The sequence below is a fragment of the Klenkia taihuensis genome, from assembly GCF_900112525.1.
Lineage (GTDB): Bacteria > Actinomycetota > Actinomycetes > Mycobacteriales > Geodermatophilaceae > Klenkia > Klenkia taihuensis.
Window position 1 is genome coordinate 1,169,540 of the sequence record NZ_FOMD01000001.1, and the last position, 23,119, is coordinate 1,192,658.

Consider the following 23,119-nt stretch of genomic DNA (forward strand, 5'->3'; position numbering starts at 1 on the left):
GGACCGGGGGACGTCGTGGACTTCGTGACCTGGTTCGTGCGGCGCGGCCGGATCGGCCGCCGGGTGTTCTGGCTGCACTACGTCCTGCCGCTGGCGGTGCTCGGCGTGCTGGCGTTCCTCGCCGACCTGTCCTTCGGCGACACCAACGTCGACGACGTGCTCGCCGGCCGCGCCACGGTGCTCGAGCTCGGCACGATCAGCACGGTGGTCGGCTACGCCACGCTGGTGCCCACGCTCAGCGCGCACGCCTGCCGGCTGCACGACCAGGGCCGGTCGGCCTGGTGGCTGCTGCTGAACCTCGTGCCGCTGTTCGGCCAGCTCGCGCTGCTGGGCATCTGCGGCTTCGTCCCCGGTCAGCCGGTGGCCAACCGGTACGGCCCGCCCGAGGGGCAGCTGCCCGCCGCCGGGCCCGGGCAGCCCTACGCCCCCGGCCCGGCCGACCGCGCGCCGGACTACCCGCCCTCCGACTGGCGCTGACGGCGCCGGGACCGCACCCGCACCAGCACGACGGCGCCCACGGCCAGGACGGCGACCGCCACCAGCCCGCCCGTGGACACCCGGCCCAGCACCTGCTCGGCCGCCGCGCCCAGCGCCACGACCACCGCGGTGGTGACCCCGGCCCACACCGCTGCGCCGGTCCAGTTGGCGATGGCGAACGTCCGGTACGGCATGCGGAGCGACCCGGCCAGCGGGCCGGCGAGGATGCGCAGCAGCGCGACGAACCGGCCGAAGAAGATGGCCCACACCCCGTGCCGTTCCATCAGCGACGCCGCCGCGGCCAGCCGGTCGGGCCCCAGGTGCCTGGGCGAGCGCCGGGCGGCCCAGGCGAACAGCCGGTCACCGTACCGGCGGCCCAGCAGGTAGCCGATGCTGTCGCCGACGGCGGCCGACAGCGCGGCGCAGACCGCGACGGTCACCGGCGACACCACGCCCTGCCCGGCCAGCAGCGCCGCCCCGACCAGCACGGTCTCCCCGGGCAGCGGCACGCCGATGCTCTCGATGCCGACGACCAGCAGCACCGTCGCGTAGACGACCAGCGGTGGCAGCCCGTGCAGCCACTCGATCACAGGCCCAGGGCCGCCGACATCTCGTCGCGCAGCCGGGCCAGGTCGGCGTCGCCCTGCGCGCGGGCGGCGGTGACGTCGTCACCGGGAACCGGGACGACGGACTGCAGGTAGGCCTTGAGCTTGGGCTCGGTGCCGCTGGGCCGCACGACGACGCGCACGCCCTCGCCGGCCAGCCGGACGCCGTCGACCTCGGGCAGCAGGTCCTCGTAGATCACCGGCCGGCCCAGCAGCTGCACCGGCGGGGTGGCCCGCAGCCGGGCCATCGCACCGGAGATCAGCGACAGGTCGGTGACCCGGACCGAGAGCTGGCCGGTGGCGTGCAGGCCGTGCTCCCGGGCCAGGTCGTCGAGGCGGTCCAGCAGGGTGCGGCCCTCGGCGGCGAGCTCGGCGGCCAGCAGGGCCACGGCGAGGCAGGCGGAGATGCCGTCCTTGTCATGGGCCACCTGCGGGGTGACCGCGTAGCCCAGGGCCTCCTCGTAGCCGAACACCAGCGGCGCCGCGGCCGAGCCGGCCCGGATGATCCACTTGAACCCGGTGGGGGTCTCCTCGGTGGGCTGCCCGGCCGCCGCGGCGAGCTCGCCCAGCAGCGAGCCGCTGACCAGCGACCGGGCGTAGGTGCCGGCCACGCCGCGGCGCAGCAGCCAGTCGCCGAGCAGCGCACCGACCTCGTCGCCGGTGAGCTGCCGGCCGCCGCACACCACCGAGCACCGGTCGGCATCGGGGTCCTCGGCCAGCGCGACGTCGGCGCCCACCCGCTCGGCGAGGGCGAGCAGCAGGTCGACGGCGCCGGGCTCCTCGGGGTTCGGGAAGGCGACGGTCGGGAAGTCGGGGTCGGGGTGCTCCTGCTCGACCACCGCGTGCAGCGGCGCGAACCCGGCGGCGGCGAACACCGCGCGGGTGGTCGCCGTCCCCACGCCGTGCATCGCGGTCGTGGCGACGACCAGCCGTTCCCGGCCGGGAACGCGGCCGGGCTCGAGTGCGGCGACGACGGCGGCGACGTAGTCGGCCTCGACGTCGTCGCCGAGGGTGGTCCACTCTTCGCCGAGCGGCAGCTCGGCGGCGGGCCCGGCCGCGGCGATGGCGGCCTCGATCTCGCGGTCGGCCGGCGGCACCAGCTGGGCGCCGTCGCCGAGGTAGACCTTGTAGCCGTTGTCCTGCGGCGGGTTGTGGCTGGCGGTGACCATCACCCCGGCCACCGCGCCGCGGTGCCGGACGGCGAAGGACAGCACCGGGGTCGGCAGCGGCCGCGGCAGCACCTCGACGACGAACCCGGCGCCGGTGAGCACCTGCGCGGTGACCCGGGCGAACTCGTCGGAGCGGTGCCGGCCGTCGTAGCCGACCACCACGCCCTGCCCGGCGTGCCCGTGGTCGGCCAGGTACCGCCCCAGCCCGGCGGCGGCGCGGGCCACCACAGCGGCGTTCATGCCGCCCGGCCCGGCGCGCAGCGGACCGCGCAGGCCGGCGGTGCCGAAGGTCAGCGGCCCGGCGAACCGGTCGGCGAGCTCGGCGTCGGCCCGGTCGTCGCCGGCGTCGAGCAGTGCCTGCAGCTCGGCCCGGTCACCCGGGTGCGGGTCGCCGGCGACCCACTCCTCGACGGTCGCCCGGTCGACCCCGGTCACGGCTGCTGGGCGCGGGCCGCCACCGCGTCGACCGCGAAGTCGGGGCCGGCGTACTCCCCGCCGACCCGGTCGAACTCGACCGTGCCCGGCGTGGGCTCACCGTGCGCGGCGGTGATCGCCTCGGCGTAGGCCTCGGCGTCGTCGGCCGGCGCGTAGCCCAGGGCCCGGGCGGAGGTGAGGTCCCACCAGCCGCGGGTGTTGGCCGAGATGCCCCACACCACGGCGAAGCCCGGGGAGGGCGCGGTGAGCGCGGCGTCGACGAGCGCCACGGTGTCGCTCGGGGACAGCCAGGTGGACAGGTGCCGCGGCGCCCGTGGTTCGGGCAGCGCCGAGCCGATCCGCAGGCAGACGACGTCCATGCCGTAGCGGTCGACGTAGAGCGAGCCGAGGGCCTCCATCGCCACCTTGGAGACCCCGTAGTAGGTGTCCGGGCGCGGCTGGGCGTCGGTCTGCGCGTTCTCCACCCGCGGGGACATGCCGGTCGCGTGGTTGCTGCTGGCCAGCACCACCCGGCGCACGCCGGCGCGGCGGGCGGCCTCGAGGGCGACGTAGGTGCCCTCGACGTTGGCGTGCTTGATGGCCTCCCACGAGGACTCGGTGGCGATGCCGGCCATGTGCACCAGCGCGCCCGCCCCCTGCGCGGCGGCGGTGACGGCGTCCAGGTCGGTGGCGTCGGCGACCAGGTGCTCCTCGCCGGGCCGGGGCTCGGCGATCTCCACGACGTCCAGCGAGCGCAGCGCGTGCCCGCGCTCGGGCAGGCCCTCGCGCAGCAGCGTGCCGATGTAGCCCGCGGCGCCGGTCAGCAGGACCGGGCCGGCGGTGCTCACGAGCGGCCGATCAGGTCGACGAGGAAGGCGCCCAGCCGGGTGGCGGCGGCCTTGCCCGCGGCGAGCACCTCGTGGTGGTCCAGCGGCTCGCCGGTCATCCCGGCCGCGGCGTTGGTGACCATCGACAGCCCGAAGACCTCCATGCCCTCGGCGCGGGCGGCGATGGCCTCCAGGGCGGTGCTCATGCCGACCAGGTCGGCGCCGAGCGCGCCCAGCATCCGGATCTCGGCCGGGGTCTCGAAGTGCGGGCCGGGCAGCGCGGCGTAGACGCCCTCGACCAGCGACGGGTCGATCTGCTGCGCCAGCGCGCGGAGCCGGGGGGAGTACAGGTCGGTCAGGTCGACGAAGCGGGCGCCCACCAGCGGGGAGCGGGCGGTGAGGTTGAGGTGGTCGCTGATGACCACGGCCTGGCCGACGGAGTGCTGGGGGGAGAGCCCGCCGGCGGCGTTGGTGAGCAGCACGGTGCGCACGCCGGCGGCGGCCGCCGTCCGCACGCCGTGGACCACCGGCTCGACCCCGCGGCCCTCGTAGAGGTGGGTGCGGCCCAGGAACAGCAGCACCTTGTGGTCGCCGACGGCGACCGAGCGGATCTCCCCGCCGTGGCCCTGCACGGTGGGCGCGGCGAAGCCGGGCAGCTCGCCGATGCCGACGCTGGCCAGCGTCTCGCCGAACGCGTCGGCCGCCGGTGCCCAGCCCGAGCCCATCACGACGGCGGTGTCGTGGCCCTCGCCGAGCGCGGCGACCAGGTCGTCGGCGGCGCGTCGGGCGAGGGCGGCGGGGTCGGAGGGGGAGGTCGGGGTGCTGGTCTCGCTCACGGCCGTGACGCTAGCCGAGCACCCCGACGGTGGACCGGGGATATCCACCGGGTATATCGTCGGCGACCCACGAGGGAGGTGGTCGCGGTGGCCAAGACGCTGGTCGACATCCCGGCCGAGAAGCTGGCCGAGGCCCAGGCGGTGCTCGGCACGACGTCCAAGCGGTCCACCGTCGAGGCGGCGCTGGACCTGGTGCTCATGCAGGCGCGGCAGCGGGCGATGATCGAGGCGGTGGCCGCGGGGGAGGTCTTCCCGGACTTCGACGCCGAGTTCTTGGCGAAGGTCCGTGCCTGAGGCGGTCCTGGACAACTCGGCGTACGCGCGCATCCGCACCACCCCGGCGGTGCGGGACGCGGTGCTCGAGTACGTCGGCTCACCGCTGCACACGCTCCGGTCCGTGCTGGTCCAGCGGATGGAGATCGGGGTGAGCGCTCGCGACGTCGCGGAGTACGACGCAGGCATGTCGGTCCTGGCGGGCATGCCCGTGCTGCCCCAGACCGACGCCGTCGTGGCGGTCGCACACGAGATGCAGCGAGCCCTGGTGCAGCGGGGCACGCACCGCGGCCCGAAGGTCGTCGACGTGGTCATCGCGGCGACGGCGCTCGTGCACGACGCCGAGGTGCTGCACTACGACGCCGACTACGACCTGATCGCCGACGCCGAACCCCGGCTCCGCACGCGCTGGGTCGTGCCCCGGGGCAGCGTGGCCTGACGACCTGCCCGGAGACCGGGCAGCTCCTAGACTCGCCCGGTGCAGATCCGCTTCACGTCGTCCGAGCGCGCGAGCCTGGGGGTGGAGTGGGAGCTGCAGCTGGTCGACCGCGAGACCCGCCAGCTGACCTCCGGCGCCAACGAGATCCTCGCCGAGCTCACGCCCGAGGGTGCCGAGGAGCACCCGAAGGCCAAGCACGAGCTGCTGCAGTCGACCATCGAGATCATCACCGGCATCTGCGGCACCGTCGCCGAGGCCAAGGCCGACCTGGCCGGCACCCTGGCCGAGGTGGTCGAGGCCGCCGACCGGCGCGGGCTCGGCGTGCTGTGCGCCGGCACCCACCCGATCACCGACTGGCAGACCCAGGACATCTCCCCGAAGGAGCGCTACGCGCAGCTGGTGGAGAAGATGCAGTGGCTGGCCCGCCGGCTGCAGATCTTCGGCGTCCACGTGCACGTCGGCGTCCGGTCGCCGGACAAGATCATCCCGATCGTCAACGCGCTGACCCAGTACGTGCCGCACTTCCTCGCACTGTCGGCGTCCTCGCCGTACTGGGTGGGCGCGGACACCGGCCTGGCCAGCGCCCGGTCCAAGGTGTTCGAGGGCATGCCGACCGCCGGCCTGCCCTACCAGCTGTCGGGCTGGGACGGGTTCGAGGACTACATGGAGACGCTCATCTCCACGCACGCCATCGAGAGCGTCCGCGAGGTCTGGTGGGACATCCGCCCGCACCCGGACTTCGGCACGGTCGAGCTGCGCATCTGCGACGGCCTGCCCACCCTCGACGAGATCGGCGCGGTGGCCGCGATGAGCCAGTGCCTGGTCGAGCGGTTCGACCGCGAGATCGACCGCGGCTACACCCTGCCGGTGCCGGCGAGCTGGGTGCTGCGCGAGAACAAGTGGCGGGCGGCCCGCTACGGCCTGGACGCCGAGATCATCGTCGACGACCGGGGCACGGTCCGGCCGGTGCGCGAGGCGCTGACCGACCTCGTCGACGACCTCATGCCGACCGCCAAGCGGCTGGACTGCGCCGCCGAGCTCGCCGACGTGCTGCGCATCCTCGAGGTGGGCGGGTCCTACCAGCGGCAGCGCGCCGTCGCCGCGGCGCACGACGGCCGGCTGGAGCCCGTGGTGGACAGCCTGCTCGCCGAGCTGCGGGACGGGCTGCCCGGGTGAGCGACCCCGACACCGACGCAGGGACCGTCGACCGCTGGGTCGCCGCGCACCACGACGAGCTGGTGGCCACCCGCCGGCACCTGCACGCCCACCCCGAGCTCGGGTTCGCCGAGCACGAGACCACCGCCTACCTGGAGCGCCAGCTGCGCCGGGCCGGGCTGCCCACCCGCCGGCTGCCCGGTGGGACCGGGCTGGTCTGCGACGTCGGCACCGACGGCCCGGTGACCGTGCTGCGCGCCGACATCGACGCGCTGCCGCTGGCCGACCTCAAGGACGTGCCCTACGCCTCCACCCGGCCGGGCATGTGCCACGCCTGCGGGCACGACGTGCACACCACCGTCCTGCTCGGCGTCGCCCGGGCGCTGGCCACGCTGCCCGACCTGCCCGGCACGGTGCGCTGCGTCTTCCAGCCGGCCGAGGAGCAGGTGCCCGGTGGCGCGCTGCAGGTGCTCGAGGCCGGGGTGCTCGACGGCGCCGTCCGGGCCTTCGCGCTGCACTGCGACCCGTCGGTGCCGGCCGGGCGGGTCGGGCTGCGCACCGGCTCGATCACCGCGGCCTGCGACCGGATCGAGGTCACCCTCACCGGCCCGGGCGGGCACACCGCGCGGCCGCAGCTGACCGTCGACCTGGTGCACGCCCTGGCCCGGGTGGTCACCGAGGTGCCCGGCCTGCTGTCCCGGCAGGTGGACCCGCGCGCGGCGCTGTCGCTGGTCTGGGGGTCGGTGGACGCCGGGGTCGCGGCCAACGCCATCCCGCAGACCGGGTCGCTGCGCGGCACGCTGCGGGTGCTGGACCGCAGCGTCTGGGAGGGCGCCGAGGAGCTGGTCCGCCGCCTGGTGCACCGGGTGGGGGAGGACTCCGGTGCCGCCGTCGAGGTCGAGTACGTGCGCGGCGTGCCCCCGGTGGTCAACGACCCCCGCGGCGTCGCGCTGCTGCGCACCGCGGCCATCGAGACCGTCGGCGCCGAGGGGGTCGTGCAGTCCCCGCAGAGCATGGGCGGGGAGGACTTCGGCTGGTTCGCCGAACGGCTCCCGATCGCCCTGGCCCGGCTGGGCACCCACGGCAGTGACCTCGGCGGACCTGCCCGGGATCTCCACCAGGGCACCTTCGACGTCGACGAGCGGGCGATCGGCGTCGGGGTCCGGCTGATGGCGCGCACCGCGCTGCACGCGCTGGCCGCCGACGTGCCTGCCTCCACGGGCAGTCAGGTGTGACCGTCCCGACATCCGCCAGCCGCGCCGCCGTCGGACCCATCCGGTAGACACAGCGGCGACGCCCTCGCAGGAGAACGGTGATTCGACGATGAGCCACCCCGCCCCCGAGTCCGAGCCGGTCGCCGCCCCCGACGACCCGCCGGCCCCCGACGCCCTCGTGCTCGCCGGGGAGTTCCCCCCGGTCGACCGCGACCGGTGGCGCGAGCTGGTGGCCGGGGTGCTGCGCAAGGCCGGCCGCGAGGACCTGCCCGACCCGGTCGAGGACGCCCTGCGCCGGACCGTGGCCACCGGTGTCTCGGTGGCGCCGCTGTACACCGCGGCCGACGTCGCGGACCTGCCCGACCCGGGTGCACCGGGGCTACCGCCGTTCGTCCGCGGGTCACGGGTGGTCCGCCCGGCGCCGTCGGCGGCCGACGGGCAGGCCGCGACGTCGACGCCGGCGGGCTGGGACGTCCGCCAGCGGCACGCCGACCCCGACGTGGGGACGACGAAGGACGCGATCGGCGCCGACCTGGAGAACGGCGTCACCTCGCTGTGGCTGGTGCTGGGCGAGGGCGGCGTGCCGGTGGAGGCACTGGGCGAGGTGCTCGACGGGGTGCTGCTGGACCTGGCGCCGGTGACCCTGCAGGGCGGGGTAGCCGCGGCCGAGGCGTTCCTGTCCCTCGTGGGTGACCGCCCGCTGGCGCCGGGGGGCACCCTGGGCCTGGACCCGCTGGGCGACCAGGCCCGCACCGGGGTCCCCGCCGACCTGTCCGGGCTGGGCGGGTGGGCCCGCCGGGCCGCGGCGCACGGTGACCTGCGGGCGGTGGTCGTGGACGCGACCGTGGTGCACGAGGCCGGGGCGACCGCGGTGGAGGAGCTGGCCTGCGCGCTGTCGAGCGGGGTGGCCTACCTGCGGGCGCTCACCGGGGACGGGCTGCCGGTCGAGGAGGCGGCCCGGGCGCTGGAGTTCCGGTTCGCCGCCACGGCCGACCAGTTCACGACGATCGCGATGCTGCGGGCGGCGCGGCGGCTGTGGGACCGGGTGGGCGAGGCCTCCGGCGTCCCGGCCGCCGACCGCGGGATGCGGCAGCACGCGGTGACGTCGTCGGTCATGGTGACCGCACGCGACCCGTGGGTGAACATGCTGCGCACCACCGTCGCCGCGTTCGCCGCAGGGGTCGGCGGGGCGGACGCGATCACGGTGGCCCCGTTCGACGCCGCGCTGGGTCTGCCCGACCCCTTCGCGCGGCGGATCGCCCGGAACACGCAGTCGCTGCTGCTGGAGGAGAGCCACCTCGGCCGGGTGCTCGACCCGGCCGGGGGCTCCTGGTACGTGGAGTCGCTGACCGACGCGCTGGCGCACGCGGCGTGGGAGCTGTTCACCGAGCTGGAGCGGGCCGGTGGGTACGCCGCGGCGCTGTCCTCGGGGCTGGTCGCGGAGAGGACCGCCGCCGCGTGGGCCGCCAGGTCGGGGCGGCTCGCCACCCGCGAGGACGCGATCACGGGCGTGAGCGAGTTCCCGAACATCGCGGAGAAGCTGCCCGACCGGCGTCCGGCCCCCGCCGTCGCCTCCGGGGGCGGGCTGCCCCGGGTGCGCGCGGCGCAGGTCTTCGAGGACCTGCGCGACCGCGCGGAGGAACCGGCCGACCGTCCGGCGGTGTACCTGGCGACCCTGGGGAAGCCGGCCGCGCACACCGCGCGGCTGACCTTCGCCACCAACCTCTTCCAGGCCGGGGGGCTGGCGACGCCGTCCGGCGACGGGGCGTCCGGGCTGGGTGGGGCGACCGTGGCCTGCATCTGCGGGTCGGACAAGGACTACGGCGGTGCGGCCGCCCTCGCCGCCGAGCTCCGGGAGGCCGGGGCGTCGCGCATCTGGCTGGCCGGGAAGCCCGACCTGGCCGTCGAGGGCGTCGACGGCTACGTGTTCGCCGGCTGCGACGCCGTCGACGTCCTGACCACCACCCTCGACGAGCTGCTGGGAGCACGGGCATGAGCGCGATCCCCGACTTCGGGTCCTTGGAGCTGGGCACCCCGGCGCAGGCCGCGTCGGCTGCGGACTGGGCGGCGGAGTTCGCCTCGCGGACCGGTCGGTCGGTGGGGGAGGCGGCGTGGGAGACGCCCGAGGGCATCGAGGTGCCCCCGCTGCTCACCGCGGACGACCTCGAGGGCCTGGACTTCCTGGACGGGTACCCGGGCCTGCCGCCCTACGGCCGCGGGCCCTACCCGACGATGTACACCACCCAGCCGTGGACGGTGCGCCAGTACGCGGGGTTCTCCACCGCGGCGGCGTCCAACGCCTTCTACCGGCGGAACCTGGCGGCGGGCCAGAAGGGCCTGTCGGTGGCCTTCGACCTGCCCACCCACCGGGGCTACGACTCCGACCACCCGCGGGTGCCCGGCGACGTCGGCATGGCCGGGGTGGCCATCGACTCCATCTACGACATGCGGCAGCTCTTCGACGGCATCCCGCTGGACCGGATGAGCGTGTCGATGACCATGAACGGCGCCGTGCTGCCGGTGCTCGCGCTCTACATCGTGGCCGCCGAGGAGCAGGGGGTGGCGCCGGAGCAGCTGTCGGGGACCATCCAGAACGACATCCTCAAGGAGTTCATGGTCCGCAACACCTACATCTACCCCCCGGGGCCCTCGATGCAGGTGATCAGCGACATCTTCGCCTACACGTCGCAGCGGATGCCCCGGTTCAACTCGATCTCGATCTCCGGGTACCACATCCAGGAGGCGGGGGCGACGGCCGACCTGGAACTGGCCTACACGCTCGCCGACGGGGTGGAGTACCTCAAGGCGGGCCGCGAGGCCGGGCTGGACGTCGACGCCTTCGCCCCCCGGTTGAGCTTCTTCTGGGGCATCGGCATGAACTTCTTCATGGAGGTCGCCAAGCTCCGCGCCGGCCGGCTGCTGTGGGCCAAGCTGGTGGAGCGCGAGGGCGCGACCAACCCCAAGTCGCTGTCGCTGCGCACGCACTCGCAGACCTCGGGCTGGTCGCTGACCGCGCAGGACGTCTACAACAACGTCGTCCGCACCTGCGTGGAGGCGATGGCCGCCACCCAGGGCCACACGCAGTCCCTGCACACCAACGCCCTGGACGAGGCGCTGGCGCTGCCGACCGACTTCTCCGCCCGGATCGCCCGCAACACCCAGCTGCTGCTGCAGCAGGAGTCGGGCACCACCCGGGTCATCGACCCCTGGGGCGGGTCGGCCTACGTGGAGCGGCTGACCTACGACCTGGCCCGCAAGGCCTGGGCGCACATCGCCGAGGTCGAGGCGCACGGCGGGATGGCGCAGGCGATCAGCGACGGCATCCCGAAGCTGCGCATCGAGGAGGCCGCGGCCCGCACCCAGGCGCGCATCGACTCCGGCCGCCAGCCCGTCATCGGGGTCAACAAGTACCCGGTGGAGGCCGACGAGGCCGTCGAGGTGCTGCGGGTGGACAACGCCGACGTGCTGGCCCAGCAGGTGCAGCGGTTGCGCGACCTGCGTGCCGAGCGGGACTCCTCGGTGACCGAGGCCGCCCTCCGCCGGCTGACCGAGGCCGCGCAGGCCGCCGCCGACGGCAAGCGGGGGCAGGAGCTGGAGAACAACCTGCTTCACCTGGCCGTCGACGCCGCCCGGGCCAAGGCGACCGTCGGGGAGATCTCCGACGCCCTGGAGAAGGTCTACGGCCGGCACGCCGGCCAGGTCCGCACCATCTCCGGGGTGTACCGCGAGGAGGCAGGGGAAGGGGGCCCGATGCAGGAGACCCGGGCGATGACCGAGGCGTTCGCCGAGGCGGAGGGCCGCCGTCCCCGCATCCTGGTGGCCAAGATGGGCCAGGACGGCCACGACCGCGGGCAGAAGGTCATCGCCACCGCCTTCGCCGATCTCGGCTTCGACGTCGACGTGGGCCCGCTGTTCCAGACGCCGGAGGAGGTCGCCCGGCAGGCGGTGGAGGCCGACGTGCACGTCGTCGGGGTCTCCTCGCTGGCGGCGGGCCACCTGACGCTGGTGCCGGCGCTGCGCGACGCCCTGGCCGAGCTGGGGGCCTCCGACGTGCTGGTCGTGGTCGGGGGCGTGATCCCGCCCGACGACGTGCAGACGCTCCAGGACATGGGCGCCGCCGCGGTGTTCCCGCCCGGCACGGTCATCGCCACGGCGGCCCAGCAGCTGCTGCGGGAGCTCTCGGCCCGCCTCGGCCACTGACCTCCGTGGAGCTCGCGGAGGGCGTGCTCGCCGGGGACCGGCGGTCGATCGCCCGGGCCATCACGCTGGTGGAGTCCCGGCGGGCCGACCACCGGGAACGGGCGCAGGAGCTGCTGGTGGAGCTGCTGCCGCACGCCGGCGGGGCGCAGCGGGTCGGCATCAGCGGCGTTCCCGGGGTCGGCAAGTCGACCTTCATCGACCAGCTCGGCGTCGACCTGACCGCCGCCGGGCACCGGGTGGCGGTGCTGGCGGTGGACCCGTCGTCGGCCCGGTCGGGCGGGTCGATCCTGGGCGACAAGACGCGGATGGCCCGGCTGTCGGTCGACCCCGCCGCGTTCATCCGGCCCTCGCCGACGGCCGGGACGCTGGGCGGGGTCGCGCAGGCCACCCGGGAGTCGATGGTGGTGGTGGAGGCCGCCGGCTACGACGTGGTGCTGGTGGAGACCGTGGGCGTGGGCCAGAGCGAGGTCACCGTCGCCGAGATGGTGGACACGTTCCTGTTCCTCACCCTGGCCCGCACCGGGGACTCCCTGCAGGGCATCAAGCGCGGGATCCTGGAGATCGCCGACGTCATCGCGGTCAACAAGGCCGACGGCCCGGCCGCCGGTGACGCCCGGACAGCGGCCCGGGAACTGCACGGGGCCATCCGCATGCTGCGCGGTGACTCCGACTGGGACGTGCCGGTGCTGACCTGCGCCGGGCTGACCGGCGAGGGGCTGGCCGAGGTCTGGGCCCAGGTGGTCGCGCACACCGGGCAGCTGCAGTCGTCGGGGGAGTTCGACCGCCGTCGCAACGCCCAGCAGGTGCGCTGGACCTGGCAGCTGGTCCGCGACGGGCTGGAGGCGCGGCTGCGGGAGCACCCCGCCGTCCGTTCCAGCGCGCCCGACCTCGAGCGGCGGGTGCTGGCCGGCGAGCTGACCCCCGCGCTGGCCGCGCGTGAGGTGCTCACCACGTTCCTGGCCGACCCGACCCCCTGAGGGACCGCCGAGGGGCTCCCACCGGGGACACTGGGGGTGCACACCGCCCGCACTGCCCTGGAGAGCCCACCCATGACCCGCATCGTCATCATCGGCGGCGGACCGGCCGGCTACGAGGCCGCGCTCGTCGCCGCCCAGCTCGGCGCAGACGTCACCGTCGTCGAGCGGGACGGCCTCGGCGGGGCCAGCGTGCTGACCGACTGCGTGCCCTCCAAGACCCTCATCGCCGCCGCCGGCGCGATGACCGCGGTGCGCGACTCCGCCGTCCTCGGCCTGCAGGGCACCGACCTGGCCGACGTCAGCCTGGACATCGCCGCGGTCAACCAGCGCATCCGCGGCCTGGCCGTCGCGCAGTCCGCCGACATCCACGCCCGGCTGGAGAGCGTCGGCGTGCGGTGCGTCAGCGGGCAGGCGCGGCTGTCCGACGAGATCCGCGGGCTCATCGCGCACCGGGTGGAGATCTGCGACCACGACGGCGGCGTGCAGCAGGAGGTCGAGGCCGACGTCGTGCTCATCGCCACCGGCGCCGACCCGCGGGTGCTCCCGGGGTCCGAGCCCGATGGCGACCGCATCCTCTCGTGGCGCGACGTCTACGACCTGGAGGAGCTGCCCGAGCACCTCGTCGTGGTCGGCTCCGGCGTCACCGGCGCGGAGTTCGCCTCCGGCTACCTCGAGGCGGGGGTGCCGGTCACCCTGGTCTCCTCCCGCGACCAGGTGCTGCCCGGTGAGGACGCCGACGCCGCCGCCGTGGTCGAGCAGGTCTTCCAGTCCCGGGGCGGCAAGATTGCCGAGCGCGGCCGCGCGGAGTCGGTGAAGCGCACGGAGACCGGCGTCGAGGTGCGGCTGACCGACGGCCGGGTGGTCACCGGGTCGCACGCGCTGATGACCGTGGGCACCGTGCCCAATACCGACGGGCTGAACCTCGAGGCCTGCGGGGTCGCGCTGGCGCCGTCCGGGCACGTGGTGGTCGACCGGGTGTCCCGCACCTCGGTGCCCGGCATCTACGCCGCCGGCGACGTCACCGGGGTCTTCCAGCTCGCCTCCGTCGCCGCCATGCAGGGCCGCATCGCGATGTGGCACGCCCTCGGCGAGGCCGTCTCGCCGATCCGGCTGAAGACCGTGGCCGGCAACGTGTTCACCCACCCGGAGATCGCCACCGTCGGTGTGCAGGAGAAGACGCTGCCGGAGGGCTCGGACATCGACAGCGTGCAGCTGCCCCTGGCCACCAACGCCCGGGCCAAGATGAGCGACCTGCGCGACGGGTTCGTGAAGATCTTCGCCCGCCGCTCGACCGGCGTCGTCGTCGGCGGCGTGGTCGTTGCGCCGGGGGCCTCGGAGCTGGTTCTGCCGATCACCCTCGCGGTCAGCAAGGGCCTGACCGTCGACGACCTCGCGCAGACGTTCTCCATCTACCCGTCGCTGTCCGGGTCGATCACCGAGGCCGGCCGCCGGCTGATGAACTCCCAGCCGGAGTGACCCGGCGGGTCCCCGTCGCCGGCGGGGACATCTGCGCCTCCTTCCGCGAGGACCGGCCCGCTGGGCCGGTGTTCGTCAAGGAGCTCGACGGGGCGCCCGCCGGGTTCTTCGCGGCCGAGGCGCGGGGGCTGGACCGGCTGCGGGTGGACGGCGGCCCGCTGGTCCCCGCGGTGGTCGAGGTGACCGACCGCGCGCTGGTGCTCGAGTGGGTGGACACCGCGGCCCCGGCGGCCGGAGCGGCGTCCCGGTTCGGCGGGGAGCTGGCCCGGCTGCACGCGGCACCGGAGGAGTCCTTCGGGGGATCCGGGTACGCGGCGACCATCCCCCTGGACGACCGGGCCTTCCGCGACTGGCCGCCGTTCTTCGCCGAGGCCCGGCTGCTCCCCCTGGTGCGGGCGGCGCGGGACACCGGCTCGCTGTCCGCGGCCGGCGCGGTCGCCGTGGAGCGGGTGTGCGCCCGGCTCGACCAGCTGGTCCCGGTCGAGCCGCCGGCCCGGCTGCACGGCGACCTGTGGAGCGGCAACCTGCTGTGGGGCGCCGACGGCCGGGTCCGGCTGGTCGACGCCGCCGCCGCGCACGCCGGGCACCGGGAGACCGACCTGGCGCTGCTCGCCCTGTTCGGTGCGCCGCACCTGGACCGGGTGGAGGCGGCGTACGTCGAGGCGGCGCCGCTGGCCGACGGCTGGCGCCAGCGGCAGGGCATCCACCAGCTGCACCCGCTGCTGCTGCACGCCGTCCTGTTCGGCGGCGGCTACGGCGCGGCGGTGGAACGGCAGGCAGCGCTCTACCTCTGACGGGTGACGCGCCTCCAGCCGAGCGCCGCCGGTGACGACGTCCTGGTCAGGTCCCACCTGCCCAGGAGCTGATCGTGTCCCACGCCCGTCGTCGTCGCGCGCTGCGCGGTGCCGTCCTCACCGCCACTGCCGCGGTGCTGGCCACCTTCGTCGTCGCGCCCGCCGCGCAGGCGGACCCGACCGTGACCGACGTGCCCGCCACGACGTCGGGCACCGCCGAGCCGACGTCGGTCGAGCCGACCCCGGAGGCGGCCCCCAGCGCCGAGGCCACGCCCACGACGGAGTCCGCGCCCTCGACGGAGTCGGCGCCTCCGACGGAGGCCGCGCCGGCCTCGCCCGGTTCGCCGACCCCGGAGGACCCGGGCACCGACCCGGGCGACGTCGTGGTCGGTCAGCTGATGCAGGCCTGGCCCGACCCGACCGCGGAGGAGCACACCCACGAGGACCACGGTCACGAGGACGGCGACCACGCCGAGGAGCCGCTGAGCTGGATCGAGCCGGCCGACGGCGACGCCGTGCGCGTGCCCACCGACTCGCTGCCCGACGTCGAGGTGGGTTCCACCCTGGCGGTCACCGTCGGCGACGAGATCACCGACGAGGCGTCGACGGAGCAGGGCATCGAGCCCGCCGTCGAGGTGCAGGCCGCCACCGTCGTCGACGCCGCCACCCCCGACCCGACCACCGCGTCGGCCGGCAGCGCGCCGACCAACACCGTGACCGCGGTGCTGGTGCTCCCCGCCGGTGCCACCGCGGACAGCATGACGATCGGGACGGTCGTCAACACCCTGAACGGCGCCGTCTCCTCGTTCTGGGACGAGCAGAGCAACGGCACCGTGCGCATCGCGGCCGTGGCCGGCGCCACGGGCTGGGTGCGTTCGTCGCAGACCTGCTCCTCGGCGTTCAACCTGTGGAACGACGTCGCCGCGCAGATCGGGTGGACGCAAGGGGCCGGCAAGCACCTGATGCTCTACGTCCCGCAGGGCACCGCGGGCTGCGCCTACGGCCTGGGCACCGTGGGCACCTCCATCGGCAGCGGTGGGCGTTCCTACGTGCAGGCCGCCGCGCTGTCGGTGATGGCCCACGAGCTCGGCCACAACTTCGGCCTCGGGCACTCCTCGGAGCTGCAGTGCGACGGCTCGCTGGAGTCGGGCACCTGCCAGACCCGGGCCTACTACGACTTCTACGACGTCATGGGCATCTCCTGGGGCCAGGTCGGCACGCTGAACGCGGTCCAGGCCGACCGGCTGGGGCTTCTCCCGACCACCGAGCAGGTCGCGCTGACGGCGTCCAGCGCGGGGACGACGGTCACCCTGGCGCCCGTGTCGGCGACGTCCGGTACCCGTGCGGTGAAGCTGACGGCCCCCGACGGGACCGTCTACTTCCTGGAGTACCGCCAGCCCAGTGGGCGGGACGCCTGGCTCGGCGACACCCGCAACGCCTACCGCCTCGACAGCGGCGTCGTGCTGCGCCGGGCCGCTGCGCGGGACGGCGACACCTCCTTGCTCCTGGACGGCTCGCCCTCTGGCCCCTCCGGCTGGGCGTCGGACCTGCGGCAGGCCCTGCCCGTCGGCACGACGTCGGTGGCAGGCGGATTCTCCGTCGCAGTCACCGGTACGACGCCTTCCGCGGCGACAGTCCGCGTCGGACCGGCATCGATGTCGGCAATCACCTCGGCCTACGTCGGGAGCGGTGGCGCGGCCGGCCCACTGGGGAACTCGACGAGTGCGGAGACGTGTGGTCTCGTTCGCGGGGGGTGCTTCCGCCACTTCGCGCATGGATCCATCTACTGGTCCCCGTCCACGGGAACGCAACTGGTGACCGGTGGCCTGCGTGAGCGGTGGGCCGCGTTGGGTTATGAGTACAGCTGGCTCGGCTACCCCGCGAGTGGAGCCAATTGCTCGTTGCCGCGTGGTGGTTGTGTCCAGGTGTTCGAAGCCGGTGCTCTGTACTGGGTTCCAGGTCTTGGCGCTGTCTCCATCAGCGGCGGATTGTGGTCCGCATGGGCGCAGCGGGGCTACGAGGCTGGATCGTTGGGCTACCCCGTCGCCGATGCGCGCTGCGGCCTCCGCGGCGGTGGCTGTGTTCAGTGGTTCGAGCGTGGATCGCTGTACTGGGTGCCGGGGTACGGTGCCCGATCCATCACTGGAGGTCTGCTGGAGGGCTGGGCCACCCGGGGGTACGAGTTCGGGAACCTCGGTTACCCGATCGCTGACGCGTTCTGCGGCCTGATCGGTGGCGGATGCGTGCAGTCCTTCATGGGGGGCAGCCTGTACTGGGTACCCGGCGTGGGGGCCCGAGCCCTGACTGGTGGCCTGTACCAGGGTTGGGCGGCACGAGGCTATGAAGTGGGGTACCTCGGCTACCCGGTGGCCGACGCACAGTGCGGTTCCGGCGGAGTGTGTTCGCAGTCCTTCCAAGGAGGCCGGCTGTTGTGGGCGCCGAGCCGCGGCGCCTACACCTGACGACACCCTGAGGGGCCGGGGGCAGCTGCCCCCGGCCCCTCAGGCGTCGGCGATCGTGCAGAGGACGGCGCCGCTGGTGACGGTGGCGCCCACCTCGGCCGACAGGCCGGTGACGGTACCGGCCTTGTGGGCGACGATGGGCTGCTCCATCTTCATCGCCTCGAGCACCACGACCAGGTCACCGGCCGCGACGGTCGCGCCGTCCTCCACGGCCACCTTCACGATCGTGCCCTGCATCGGCGAGGTCAGGCTGTCGCCCGATGCTGCGCCGCCCCCGGACCCGCCGCCGCGCTTGCGGGGCTTGGCCTTCCCGCCGGCCGCCGGGGCCCCTCCACCGACGGCGAACCCGGCCGGCAGCGAGACCTCCAGCCGGCGGCCGCCGACCTCGACGACCACGGTCTGCCGCTCCTCGGGCTCCTCGGTGTCGGCCGCGGCGCCGTAGGGCTGCACCTGGTTGTCCCACTCGGTCTCGATCCACCGGGTGTGCACGGTGAACGGCTCGGAGGTGAAGGCCTCGTCGCGGACCACGGCGCGGTGGAACGGGATCACGGTCGGCATGCCGTCGACGACGAGTTCGTCGAGGGCGCGGGCGGCCCGCTGGAGGGCCTCGGCGCGGGTGGCGCCGGTGACGATGAGCTTGGCCAGCATGGAGTCGAAGGCTCCGGCGACCTCGCCGCCGGCGACGACGCCGGAGTCCCAGCGCACGCCGGGGCCCTGCGGCACCGACAGCGCGGTGACCGGGCCGGGGGCGGGCATGAAGTTGCGCCCGGCGTCCTCGGCGTTGATCCGGAACTCGATGGAGTGCCCGCGCGGGGTCGGGTCCTCGGTGATCTCCAGCGGCAGGCCCTCGGCGATGCGGAACTGCTGGCGGACCAGGTCCAGGCCGCTGGTCTCCTCGCTGACCGGGTGCTCCACCTGCAGGCGCGTGTTGACCTCCAGGAAGGAGATGTCGCCGTCGGCGCCGACCAGGTACTCCACGGTGCCGGCACCCACGTAGTCGGCGCCCCGCACGATGTCCTTGGCCGAGGAGTGGATGCGGGCCCGCTGCTCGTCGGTGAGGAAGGGCGCGGGGGCCTCCTCGACCAGCTTCTGGTTGCGGCGCTGCAGCGAGCAGTCGCGGGTGCCCACGACCACGACGTTGCCGTGGGTGTCGGCGAGCACCTGGGCCTCGACGTGGCGGGGCTTGTCCAGGAACTTCTCCACGAAGCACTCCCCGCGCCCGAAGGCGCTCACGGCCTCGCGGACGGCGGAGTCGAACAGCTCGGGGATCTCCTCGATGGTGCGGGCGACCTTCAGGCCGCGGCCGCCGCCGCCGAAGGCGGCCTTGATGGCCACCGGCAGGCCGTGCTCCTCCGCGAAGGCGACGACCTCCTCGCCGTTCGCGACCGGGTCCTTCGTGCCCGGGACCAGCGGGGCGCCGACCTTCGCGGCGATGTGGCGGGCCTGCACCTTGTCCCCGAGGGCGATGATCGCGGCGGGGGAGGGACCGACCCAGGTCAGCCCGGCGTCGAGGACGGCCTGGGCGAAGTCGGCGTTCTCGGACAGGAAGCCGTAGCCGGGGTGCACGGTGTCCGCGCCCGACCGCTTCGCCACGTCGATGATCTTGTCGATGACCAGGTAGGACTCACCGGGGGTGTTCCCGCCGATGGCGAACGCCTCGTCGGCGACGCGCACGTGCAGGGCGTCCCGGTCGGGGTCGGCGTAGACGGCGACGCTGGTCAGGCCGGCGTCCTTGCAGGCGCGGGCGACCCGGACGGCGATCTCGCCGCGGTTGGCGATCAGGACCTTCTGCACTGCGCACAGCCTCCTCGATGTGGACGCGGTGGACCGGAGCCGTCGGGCTCAGCGGTCCCAGAAATCGGTGATGGTGAGACCCAGGCGGCCGAGCTGGACGCGCAGCAACGGCAGGGACAGGCCGATGACGGCGGTGGGGTCGCCCTCGATGCGGCGGACGAACGGGGCGCCGAGGCCGTCGAGGGTGAAGGCGCCGGCGACCTGCAGCGGCTCCCCGGAGCCGACGTAGGCGTCGACCTCGGCGTCGGTGGGGCTGGCGAAGTGCACCGTCGTGGACGAGACCGCGACGTCGCGCCGGGTGATGTCGCCCCCGCGGACGTCGAGCAGTGCCTGGCCCGTGTGCAGCACCCCGCTGCGGCCGGCCATCCGACGCCACCGCAGGCGGGCGTCGTCGGCGTCGGCGGGCTTGCCCAGCGGCTGACCGCGGAACTCCAGCACCGAGTCGGCGCCGATGACCAGCGCGTCGTCCTCCTGCGCGGCCACGGCCTGCGCCTTGGCGGTGGCGAGCAGCGCGACCAGCTCGGACACCCGCGGGGAGCGGATCGCCGTCTCGTCGACGCCGGACACGACCACCTCGGGGGCCAACCCCGCCTGGCGCAACAGCTGCAGGCGGGCCGGCGACGCCGACCCCAGCACCAGCCGGCGGCTCACGCGAACCGCCCCGACGCGCGCCAGCCACCGAGGCCGGGATGCACGGGCCGACGGTGACCGTCCGCGAACGACGCCCAGGCACCCACCGGGACCGGACGGCGGCGCCGCGGACGCTGCGACATCGCCGCCACGACGGCGGTGAGCGCCGCCAGCTCCTCGTCCGACGGGGACCCCGACACGACCCGCAGCAGCGGGCGGACCTGCTCGCTCACAGCGGGATGTTGCCGTGCTTCTTGGCGGGCAGGGTCTGCCGCTTGTTGGCCAGCACCCGCAGGGCCTTGGTGACCTGGATGCGGGTGTGGGAGGGCAGGATCACCGCGTCCACGTAGCCGCGGTCGGCGGCGATGTAGGGGTTGGCGAGCGTGTCCTCGTACTCGGTGATCAGCTCCGCGCGGCGGGCGTCGGGGTCGGCGGCGTCGGCCAGCTCGCGGCGGTACAGGATGCCGACCGCGCCCTGCGCCCCGACGACGGCGATCTGGGCGGTGGGCCAGGCCAGGTTGACGTCGGCGCCGAGGTGCTTGGAGCCCATGACGTCGTAGGCGCCGCCGTAGGCCTTGCGGGTGATCACGGTGACCTTGGGGACGGTGGCCTCGGCGTAGGCGTAGATGAGCTTGGCGCCGCGGCGGATGATGCCCTCCCACTCCTGGGAGGTGCCGGGCAGGAAGCCCGGGACGTCGACGAAGGTCAGCACGGGGATGTTGAAGGCGTCGCAGGTGCGCACGAACCGGGCGGCCTTCTCGCTGGCGTCGATGTCCAGGGTGCCGGCGAACTGGGTGGGCTGGTTGGCGACCACGCCGACCGGGCGGCCCTCGATGCGGCCGTAGCCGATGAGGATGTTGGGGGCGAAGAGCTCCTGCACCTCGAGGAACTCGCCGTCGTCCAGCACGTGCTCGATGACGGTGTGCATGTCGTAGGGGCTGTTGGCCGAGTCGGGGACGAAGGTGTCCAGTTCCCGGTCCTCGTCGGTCACCCCGTCGACGGACACGTCCACCGGCGCGGTCTCCACGACCGGGAGGGGGTCGAGGTTGTTGGCCGGCAGGTAGGACAGCAGGGTCTTGACGTAGTCGATGGCGTCGGCCTCGTCGGGGGCCAGGTAGTGCGCGACCCCGGACTTGGTGTTGTGCGTGCGCGCCCCGCCCAGCTCCTCGAGCGTGACGTCCTCGCCGGTGACGGTCTTCACCACGTCGGGGCCGGTGATGAACATCTGGCTGGTCCCGTCCACCATGACGACGAAGTCGGTGAGGGCGGGGGAGTAGACGTGGCCGCCGGCGTTGGCGCCCATGATCAGCGAGATCTGGGGGACGACGCCGGAGGCGTGCACGTTGCGGCGGAAGATCTCCCCGTACAGGCCGAGGGAGACCACGCCCTCCTGGATCCGCGCGCCGCCGCCCTCGTTGATGCCGACCACCGGGCAGCCGTTGGTGACCGCGAAGTCCAGCACCTTGACGATCTTCTCGCCGTACACCTCGCCCAGGCTGCCGCCGAAGCTGGTCACGTCCTGGCTGAACACCGCGACCGGGCGGCCGTCGACGGTGCCGTAGCCGGTGACGACGCCGTCGCCGAAGGGCCGCTTCTTGTCCAGCCCGAAGTTGGTGGAGCGGTGCCGGGCGAACTCGTCGAACTCGGTGAACGACCCCTCGTCGAGCAGGGCGTCCACGCGCTCGCGGGCGGTCATCTTCCCGGCCGCGTGCTGCTTCTCGACGGCCTTCTCCGAGCCGGCGTGCAGCGCCTCCTCCTGGCGGCGGGCGAAGTCCGCGAGCTTGCCGGCGGTCGTGTGGACGTCGATGTCGTCGGGGACCTGCTCGCCGGCGTCCTGCAGTTCGGCCGCGCTCACTCGGGCACCTCCAAGGCCATCAGCCTCCGCTCGGGCCGCCCCGCTCCGCTGCGGGGACCGGCTGCACCGGCCGTAGCGTAGGGGACATGGCGGACATCGGCTCGGGGCGCTACCGGGACCTCGAGCGGCCCGGTCTGGACGCCGTGGCGCTGGTCACAGCCCTGCGGCGCGGGGACGGGCTGTGGCGGTCGGTCGAGGTGGTCGAGGAGATCGGGTCGACCAACGCCGCGCTGGCCGCCCGCGCCGCGGACGGCGAGGCGGAGGGCCTGGTGCTGGTCGCCGAGCACCAGGTGGCCGGCCGGGGCCGCCTCGACCGCACCTGGTCCTCGCCCCCGCGCGCCGGCATGACGGTCTCGGTCCTGCTGCGCCCCGACGTCCCGCTGTCCCGGCGCGGGTGGCTGTCGATGCTCACCGGCGTCGCGCTGGCCGAGTCGCTGTCGGGGACGGCGCGCGCCTCGCTCAAGTGGCCCAACGACCTGCTCGCGCCCGACGGCCGCAAGCTGGCCGGCATCCTCGCCGAGGTCGCCGACGGCGCGGTCGTGGTCGGTGTCGGGCTGAACGTCTCGACCACCGCGGAGGAACTGCCGGACACCGGGACGTCGCTGGCGCTGGTCGCCGACCGCCCGGTCGACCGCGCACCGGTCCTGCTCGCCTACCTGCGGGCCCTCGAGGAGCGCTACCGCCGCTGGGTCGAGCACGCCGGTGACCCGGTGTCCTCCGGTCTGGCGACGGACTACCTGGCGTGGAGCTCGACGATCGGTGCCGCCGTGACCGTCACCCTGCCCGACGGCTCGACCCTCGACGGGGTCGCCGAGGCGGTGGACTGGGACGGCCGGCTCGTCGTCCGTGCCCCGCAGGGCCGGTACGAGCTGGCCGCCGGCGACGTCCGACACGTCCGGCCGCAGGCCCGGGAGAGGTGACGACGGGTCGGTGGTCGGCCATCCTGGCGACGTGGCCTACCCCGACAAGCTGCTCGCCGACGACGAAGAGGTCGTCCGGCACCTGCACCCGCACTGGCTGACCGTCTTCTGGCCGGTCGTGTTCTTCCTGGTGTTGGTCGGGGCGGGCTCGTTCGGCGCGGCACTGATCCCGGCGGGGTCGAACCAGGGCGTCTACCGCCTGGTCATCGCGGTGGCGGTCGTGCTGCTGGCCGTGGTGTTCGTCGCCGTCCCGCTGCTGCGCTGGCGGACGACGCACTACGTGATCACCACGCACCGGGTGCTGTACCGGGTGGGCATCCTGTCGCGCACCGGCCGGGACATCGGCCTGTCCCGCATCACCGACGTCTCGTACAAGCAGAGCCTGTGGGAGCGGATGATCAACTCCGGGACGGTGACGATCGAGACCGCGGGGGAGAGCGGGGCGACCGTCTGGTCGGCCATCCCGGACTCCGACGCCGTGCAGCAGCTGCTCAACCACGTCGTGGAGGAGGACGCCGACCGCCGGGCCCAGGAGAGCGCCGGTTACCTCGGCCAGTACTACCGCGGCGACACCGGACCCGTCCCACCCCGGCGCTGACCCG

Annotated in this window: 21 protein-coding genes; 13 read left to right on the forward strand and 8 right to left on the reverse strand. The window is 74.4% G+C overall.

What is annotated here, in order from left to right; translation table 11 throughout:
* Positions 1 to 15: 15 nt before the first annotated feature.
* Positions 16 to 477 carry a DUF805 domain-containing protein gene (locus tag BM158_RS05870; protein WP_165628839.1) on the forward strand — a complete coding sequence of 154 codons (462 nt, stop codon included), beginning with the start codon at positions 16 to 18 and terminating at the stop codon, positions 475 to 477.
* Here the strand turns inward: BM158_RS05870 and BM158_RS05875 are convergent.
* The 4 genes from BM158_RS05875 to BM158_RS05890 are packed head-to-tail and all read right to left on the reverse strand — an operon-like array spanning position 453 to position 4,328.
* Positions 453 to 1,067 carry a DedA family protein gene (locus tag BM158_RS05875; protein WP_191328642.1) on the reverse strand — a complete coding sequence of 205 codons (615 nt, stop codon included), beginning with the start codon at positions 1,065 to 1,067 and terminating at the stop codon, positions 453 to 455. The genes BM158_RS05870 and BM158_RS05875 overlap by 25 nt on opposite strands.
* Positions 1,064 to 2,686 (reverse strand): phospho-sugar mutase, encoded by a 1,623-nt coding sequence (locus tag BM158_RS05880; protein ID WP_091555436.1) that lies wholly within the window; start codon positions 2,684 to 2,686, stop codon positions 1,064 to 1,066. Before BM158_RS05880 ends, BM158_RS05875 begins: the two co-directional genes overlap by 4 nt.
* Entirely contained in the window at positions 2,683 to 3,513 is an 831-nt protein-coding gene (locus BM158_RS05885; protein ID WP_091555438.1) for an NAD-dependent epimerase/dehydratase family protein, read from the reverse strand. The genes BM158_RS05880 and BM158_RS05885 overlap by 4 nt, the downstream gene beginning before the upstream one ends.
* Positions 3,510 to 4,328, reverse strand: coding sequence for a purine-nucleoside phosphorylase (locus tag BM158_RS05890; RefSeq protein ID WP_091555440.1), 819 nt, complete (start codon positions 4,326 to 4,328; stop codon positions 3,510 to 3,512). The genes BM158_RS05885 and BM158_RS05890 overlap by 4 nt, the downstream gene beginning before the upstream one ends.
* An 87-nt stretch (positions 4,329 to 4,415) precedes the next feature.
* On the opposite strand from BM158_RS05890, the gene BM158_RS05895 reads away from it, so the two are divergent.
* From BM158_RS05895 to BM158_RS05940, 10 genes are all read left to right on the forward strand, one after another.
* A complete protein-coding gene (locus BM158_RS05895) occupies positions 4,416 to 4,622 on the forward strand; it encodes a DUF2191 domain-containing protein (RefSeq protein ID WP_131801978.1) in 207 nt (68 codons plus the stop codon).
* A complete protein-coding gene (locus BM158_RS05900) occupies positions 4,615 to 5,040 on the forward strand; it encodes a PIN domain-containing protein (protein WP_091555444.1) in 426 nt (141 codons plus the stop codon). The genes BM158_RS05895 and BM158_RS05900 overlap by 8 nt, the downstream gene beginning before the upstream one ends.
* Before the next feature lie 39 nt (positions 5,041 to 5,079).
* Positions 5,080 to 6,216 (forward strand): glutamate--cysteine ligase, encoded by a 1,137-nt coding sequence (locus BM158_RS05905; protein WP_091555446.1) that lies wholly within the window; start codon positions 5,080 to 5,082, stop codon positions 6,214 to 6,216.
* Positions 6,213 to 7,430: an amidohydrolase gene (locus BM158_RS05910; protein WP_091555447.1), complete on the forward strand. Its 1,218-nt coding sequence runs from the start codon at positions 6,213 to 6,215 to the stop codon at positions 7,428 to 7,430. The genes BM158_RS05905 and BM158_RS05910 overlap by 4 nt, the downstream gene beginning before the upstream one ends.
* 88 nt (positions 7,431 to 7,518) lie before the next feature.
* Positions 7,519 to 9,405: a methylmalonyl-CoA mutase subunit beta gene (locus BM158_RS05915; protein ID WP_091555449.1), complete on the forward strand. Its 1,887-nt coding sequence runs from the start codon at positions 7,519 to 7,521 to the stop codon at positions 9,403 to 9,405.
* Positions 9,402 to 11,609: a methylmalonyl-CoA mutase gene (scpA, locus tag BM158_RS05920; RefSeq protein WP_091555451.1), complete on the forward strand. Its 2,208-nt coding sequence runs from the start codon at positions 9,402 to 9,404 to the stop codon at positions 11,607 to 11,609. The genes BM158_RS05915 and scpA overlap by 4 nt, the downstream gene beginning before the upstream one ends.
* A gap of 5 nt (positions 11,610 to 11,614) precedes the next feature.
* Positions 11,615 to 12,586 carry a methylmalonyl Co-A mutase-associated GTPase MeaB gene (gene meaB / locus BM158_RS05925; RefSeq protein WP_229827621.1) on the forward strand — a complete coding sequence of 324 codons (972 nt, stop codon included), beginning with the start codon at positions 11,615 to 11,617 and terminating at the stop codon, positions 12,584 to 12,586.
* A gap of 72 nt (positions 12,587 to 12,658) precedes the next feature.
* The gene (locus tag BM158_RS05930) at positions 12,659 to 14,062 is read left to right on the forward strand and encodes an NAD(P)H-quinone dehydrogenase (protein ID WP_091555453.1); all 1,404 of its coding nucleotides are present in this window, start codon (positions 12,659 to 12,661) and stop codon (positions 14,060 to 14,062) included.
* A complete protein-coding gene (locus tag BM158_RS05935; protein WP_091555454.1) occupies positions 14,059 to 14,856 on the forward strand; it encodes a fructosamine kinase family protein in 798 nt (265 codons plus the stop codon). The genes BM158_RS05930 and BM158_RS05935 overlap by 4 nt, the downstream gene beginning before the upstream one ends.
* A gap of 74 nt (positions 14,857 to 14,930) precedes the next feature.
* The gene (locus BM158_RS05940) at positions 14,931 to 17,318 is read left to right on the forward strand and encodes a M12 family metallo-peptidase (protein WP_091555456.1); all 2,388 of its coding nucleotides are present in this window, start codon (positions 14,931 to 14,933) and stop codon (positions 17,316 to 17,318) included.
* Positions 17,319 to 17,357: 39 nt separating this feature from the next.
* On the opposite strand, the gene BM158_RS05945 is transcribed toward BM158_RS05940, so the two are convergent.
* The 4 genes from BM158_RS05945 to BM158_RS05960 are packed head-to-tail and all read right to left on the reverse strand — an operon-like array spanning position 17,358 to position 21,597.
* Positions 17,358 to 19,112, reverse strand: coding sequence for an acetyl/propionyl/methylcrotonyl-CoA carboxylase subunit alpha (locus BM158_RS05945; protein ID WP_091555458.1), 1,755 nt, complete (start codon positions 19,110 to 19,112; stop codon positions 17,358 to 17,360).
* A 48-nt stretch (positions 19,113 to 19,160) separates the two neighbouring features.
* Positions 19,161 to 19,763: a Maf family protein gene (locus BM158_RS05950; protein WP_207506190.1), complete on the reverse strand. Its 603-nt coding sequence runs from the start codon at positions 19,761 to 19,763 to the stop codon at positions 19,161 to 19,163.
* Positions 19,760 to 19,975 (reverse strand): acyl-CoA carboxylase subunit epsilon, encoded by a 216-nt coding sequence (locus tag BM158_RS05955; RefSeq protein WP_091555461.1) that lies wholly within the window; start codon positions 19,973 to 19,975, stop codon positions 19,760 to 19,762. Before BM158_RS05955 ends, BM158_RS05950 begins: the two co-directional genes overlap by 4 nt.
* Positions 19,972 to 21,597 (reverse strand): acyl-CoA carboxylase subunit beta, encoded by a 1,626-nt coding sequence (locus tag BM158_RS05960; protein ID WP_091555463.1) that lies wholly within the window; start codon positions 21,595 to 21,597, stop codon positions 19,972 to 19,974. Before BM158_RS05960 ends, BM158_RS05955 begins: the two co-directional genes overlap by 4 nt.
* Before the next feature lie 86 nt (positions 21,598 to 21,683).
* On the opposite strand from BM158_RS05960, the gene BM158_RS05965 reads away from it, so the two are divergent.
* Both BM158_RS05965 and BM158_RS05970 read left to right on the forward strand, forming a co-directional pair.
* Positions 21,684 to 22,517 (forward strand): biotin--[acetyl-CoA-carboxylase] ligase, encoded by an 834-nt coding sequence (locus tag BM158_RS05965; RefSeq protein ID WP_091555465.1) that lies wholly within the window; start codon positions 21,684 to 21,686, stop codon positions 22,515 to 22,517.
* A gap of 31 nt (positions 22,518 to 22,548) precedes the next feature.
* A complete protein-coding gene (locus BM158_RS05970; protein WP_091555467.1) occupies positions 22,549 to 23,115 on the forward strand; it encodes a PH domain-containing protein in 567 nt (188 codons plus the stop codon).
* Positions 23,116 to 23,119: the final 4 nt, after the last annotated feature.

What these genes read in the sequence shown, in the direction of transcription:
- BM158_RS05915 (WP_091555449.1), top strand. Translation starts at nt 7,519, where the DNA reads ATGAGCCACCCCGCCCCCGAGTCCGAGCCGGTCGCCGCCCCCGACGAC.
- scpA (WP_091555451.1), top strand. Translation starts at nt 9,402, where the DNA reads ATGAGCGCGATCCCCGACTTCGGGTCCTTGGAGCTGGGCACCCCGGCG.
- BM158_RS05930 (WP_091555453.1), top strand. Translation starts at nt 12,659, where the DNA reads ATGACCCGCATCGTCATCATCGGCGGCGGACCGGCCGGCTACGAGGCC.
- BM158_RS05965 (WP_091555465.1), top strand. Translation starts at nt 21,684, where the DNA reads ATGGCGGACATCGGCTCGGGGCGCTACCGGGACCTCGAGCGGCCCGGT.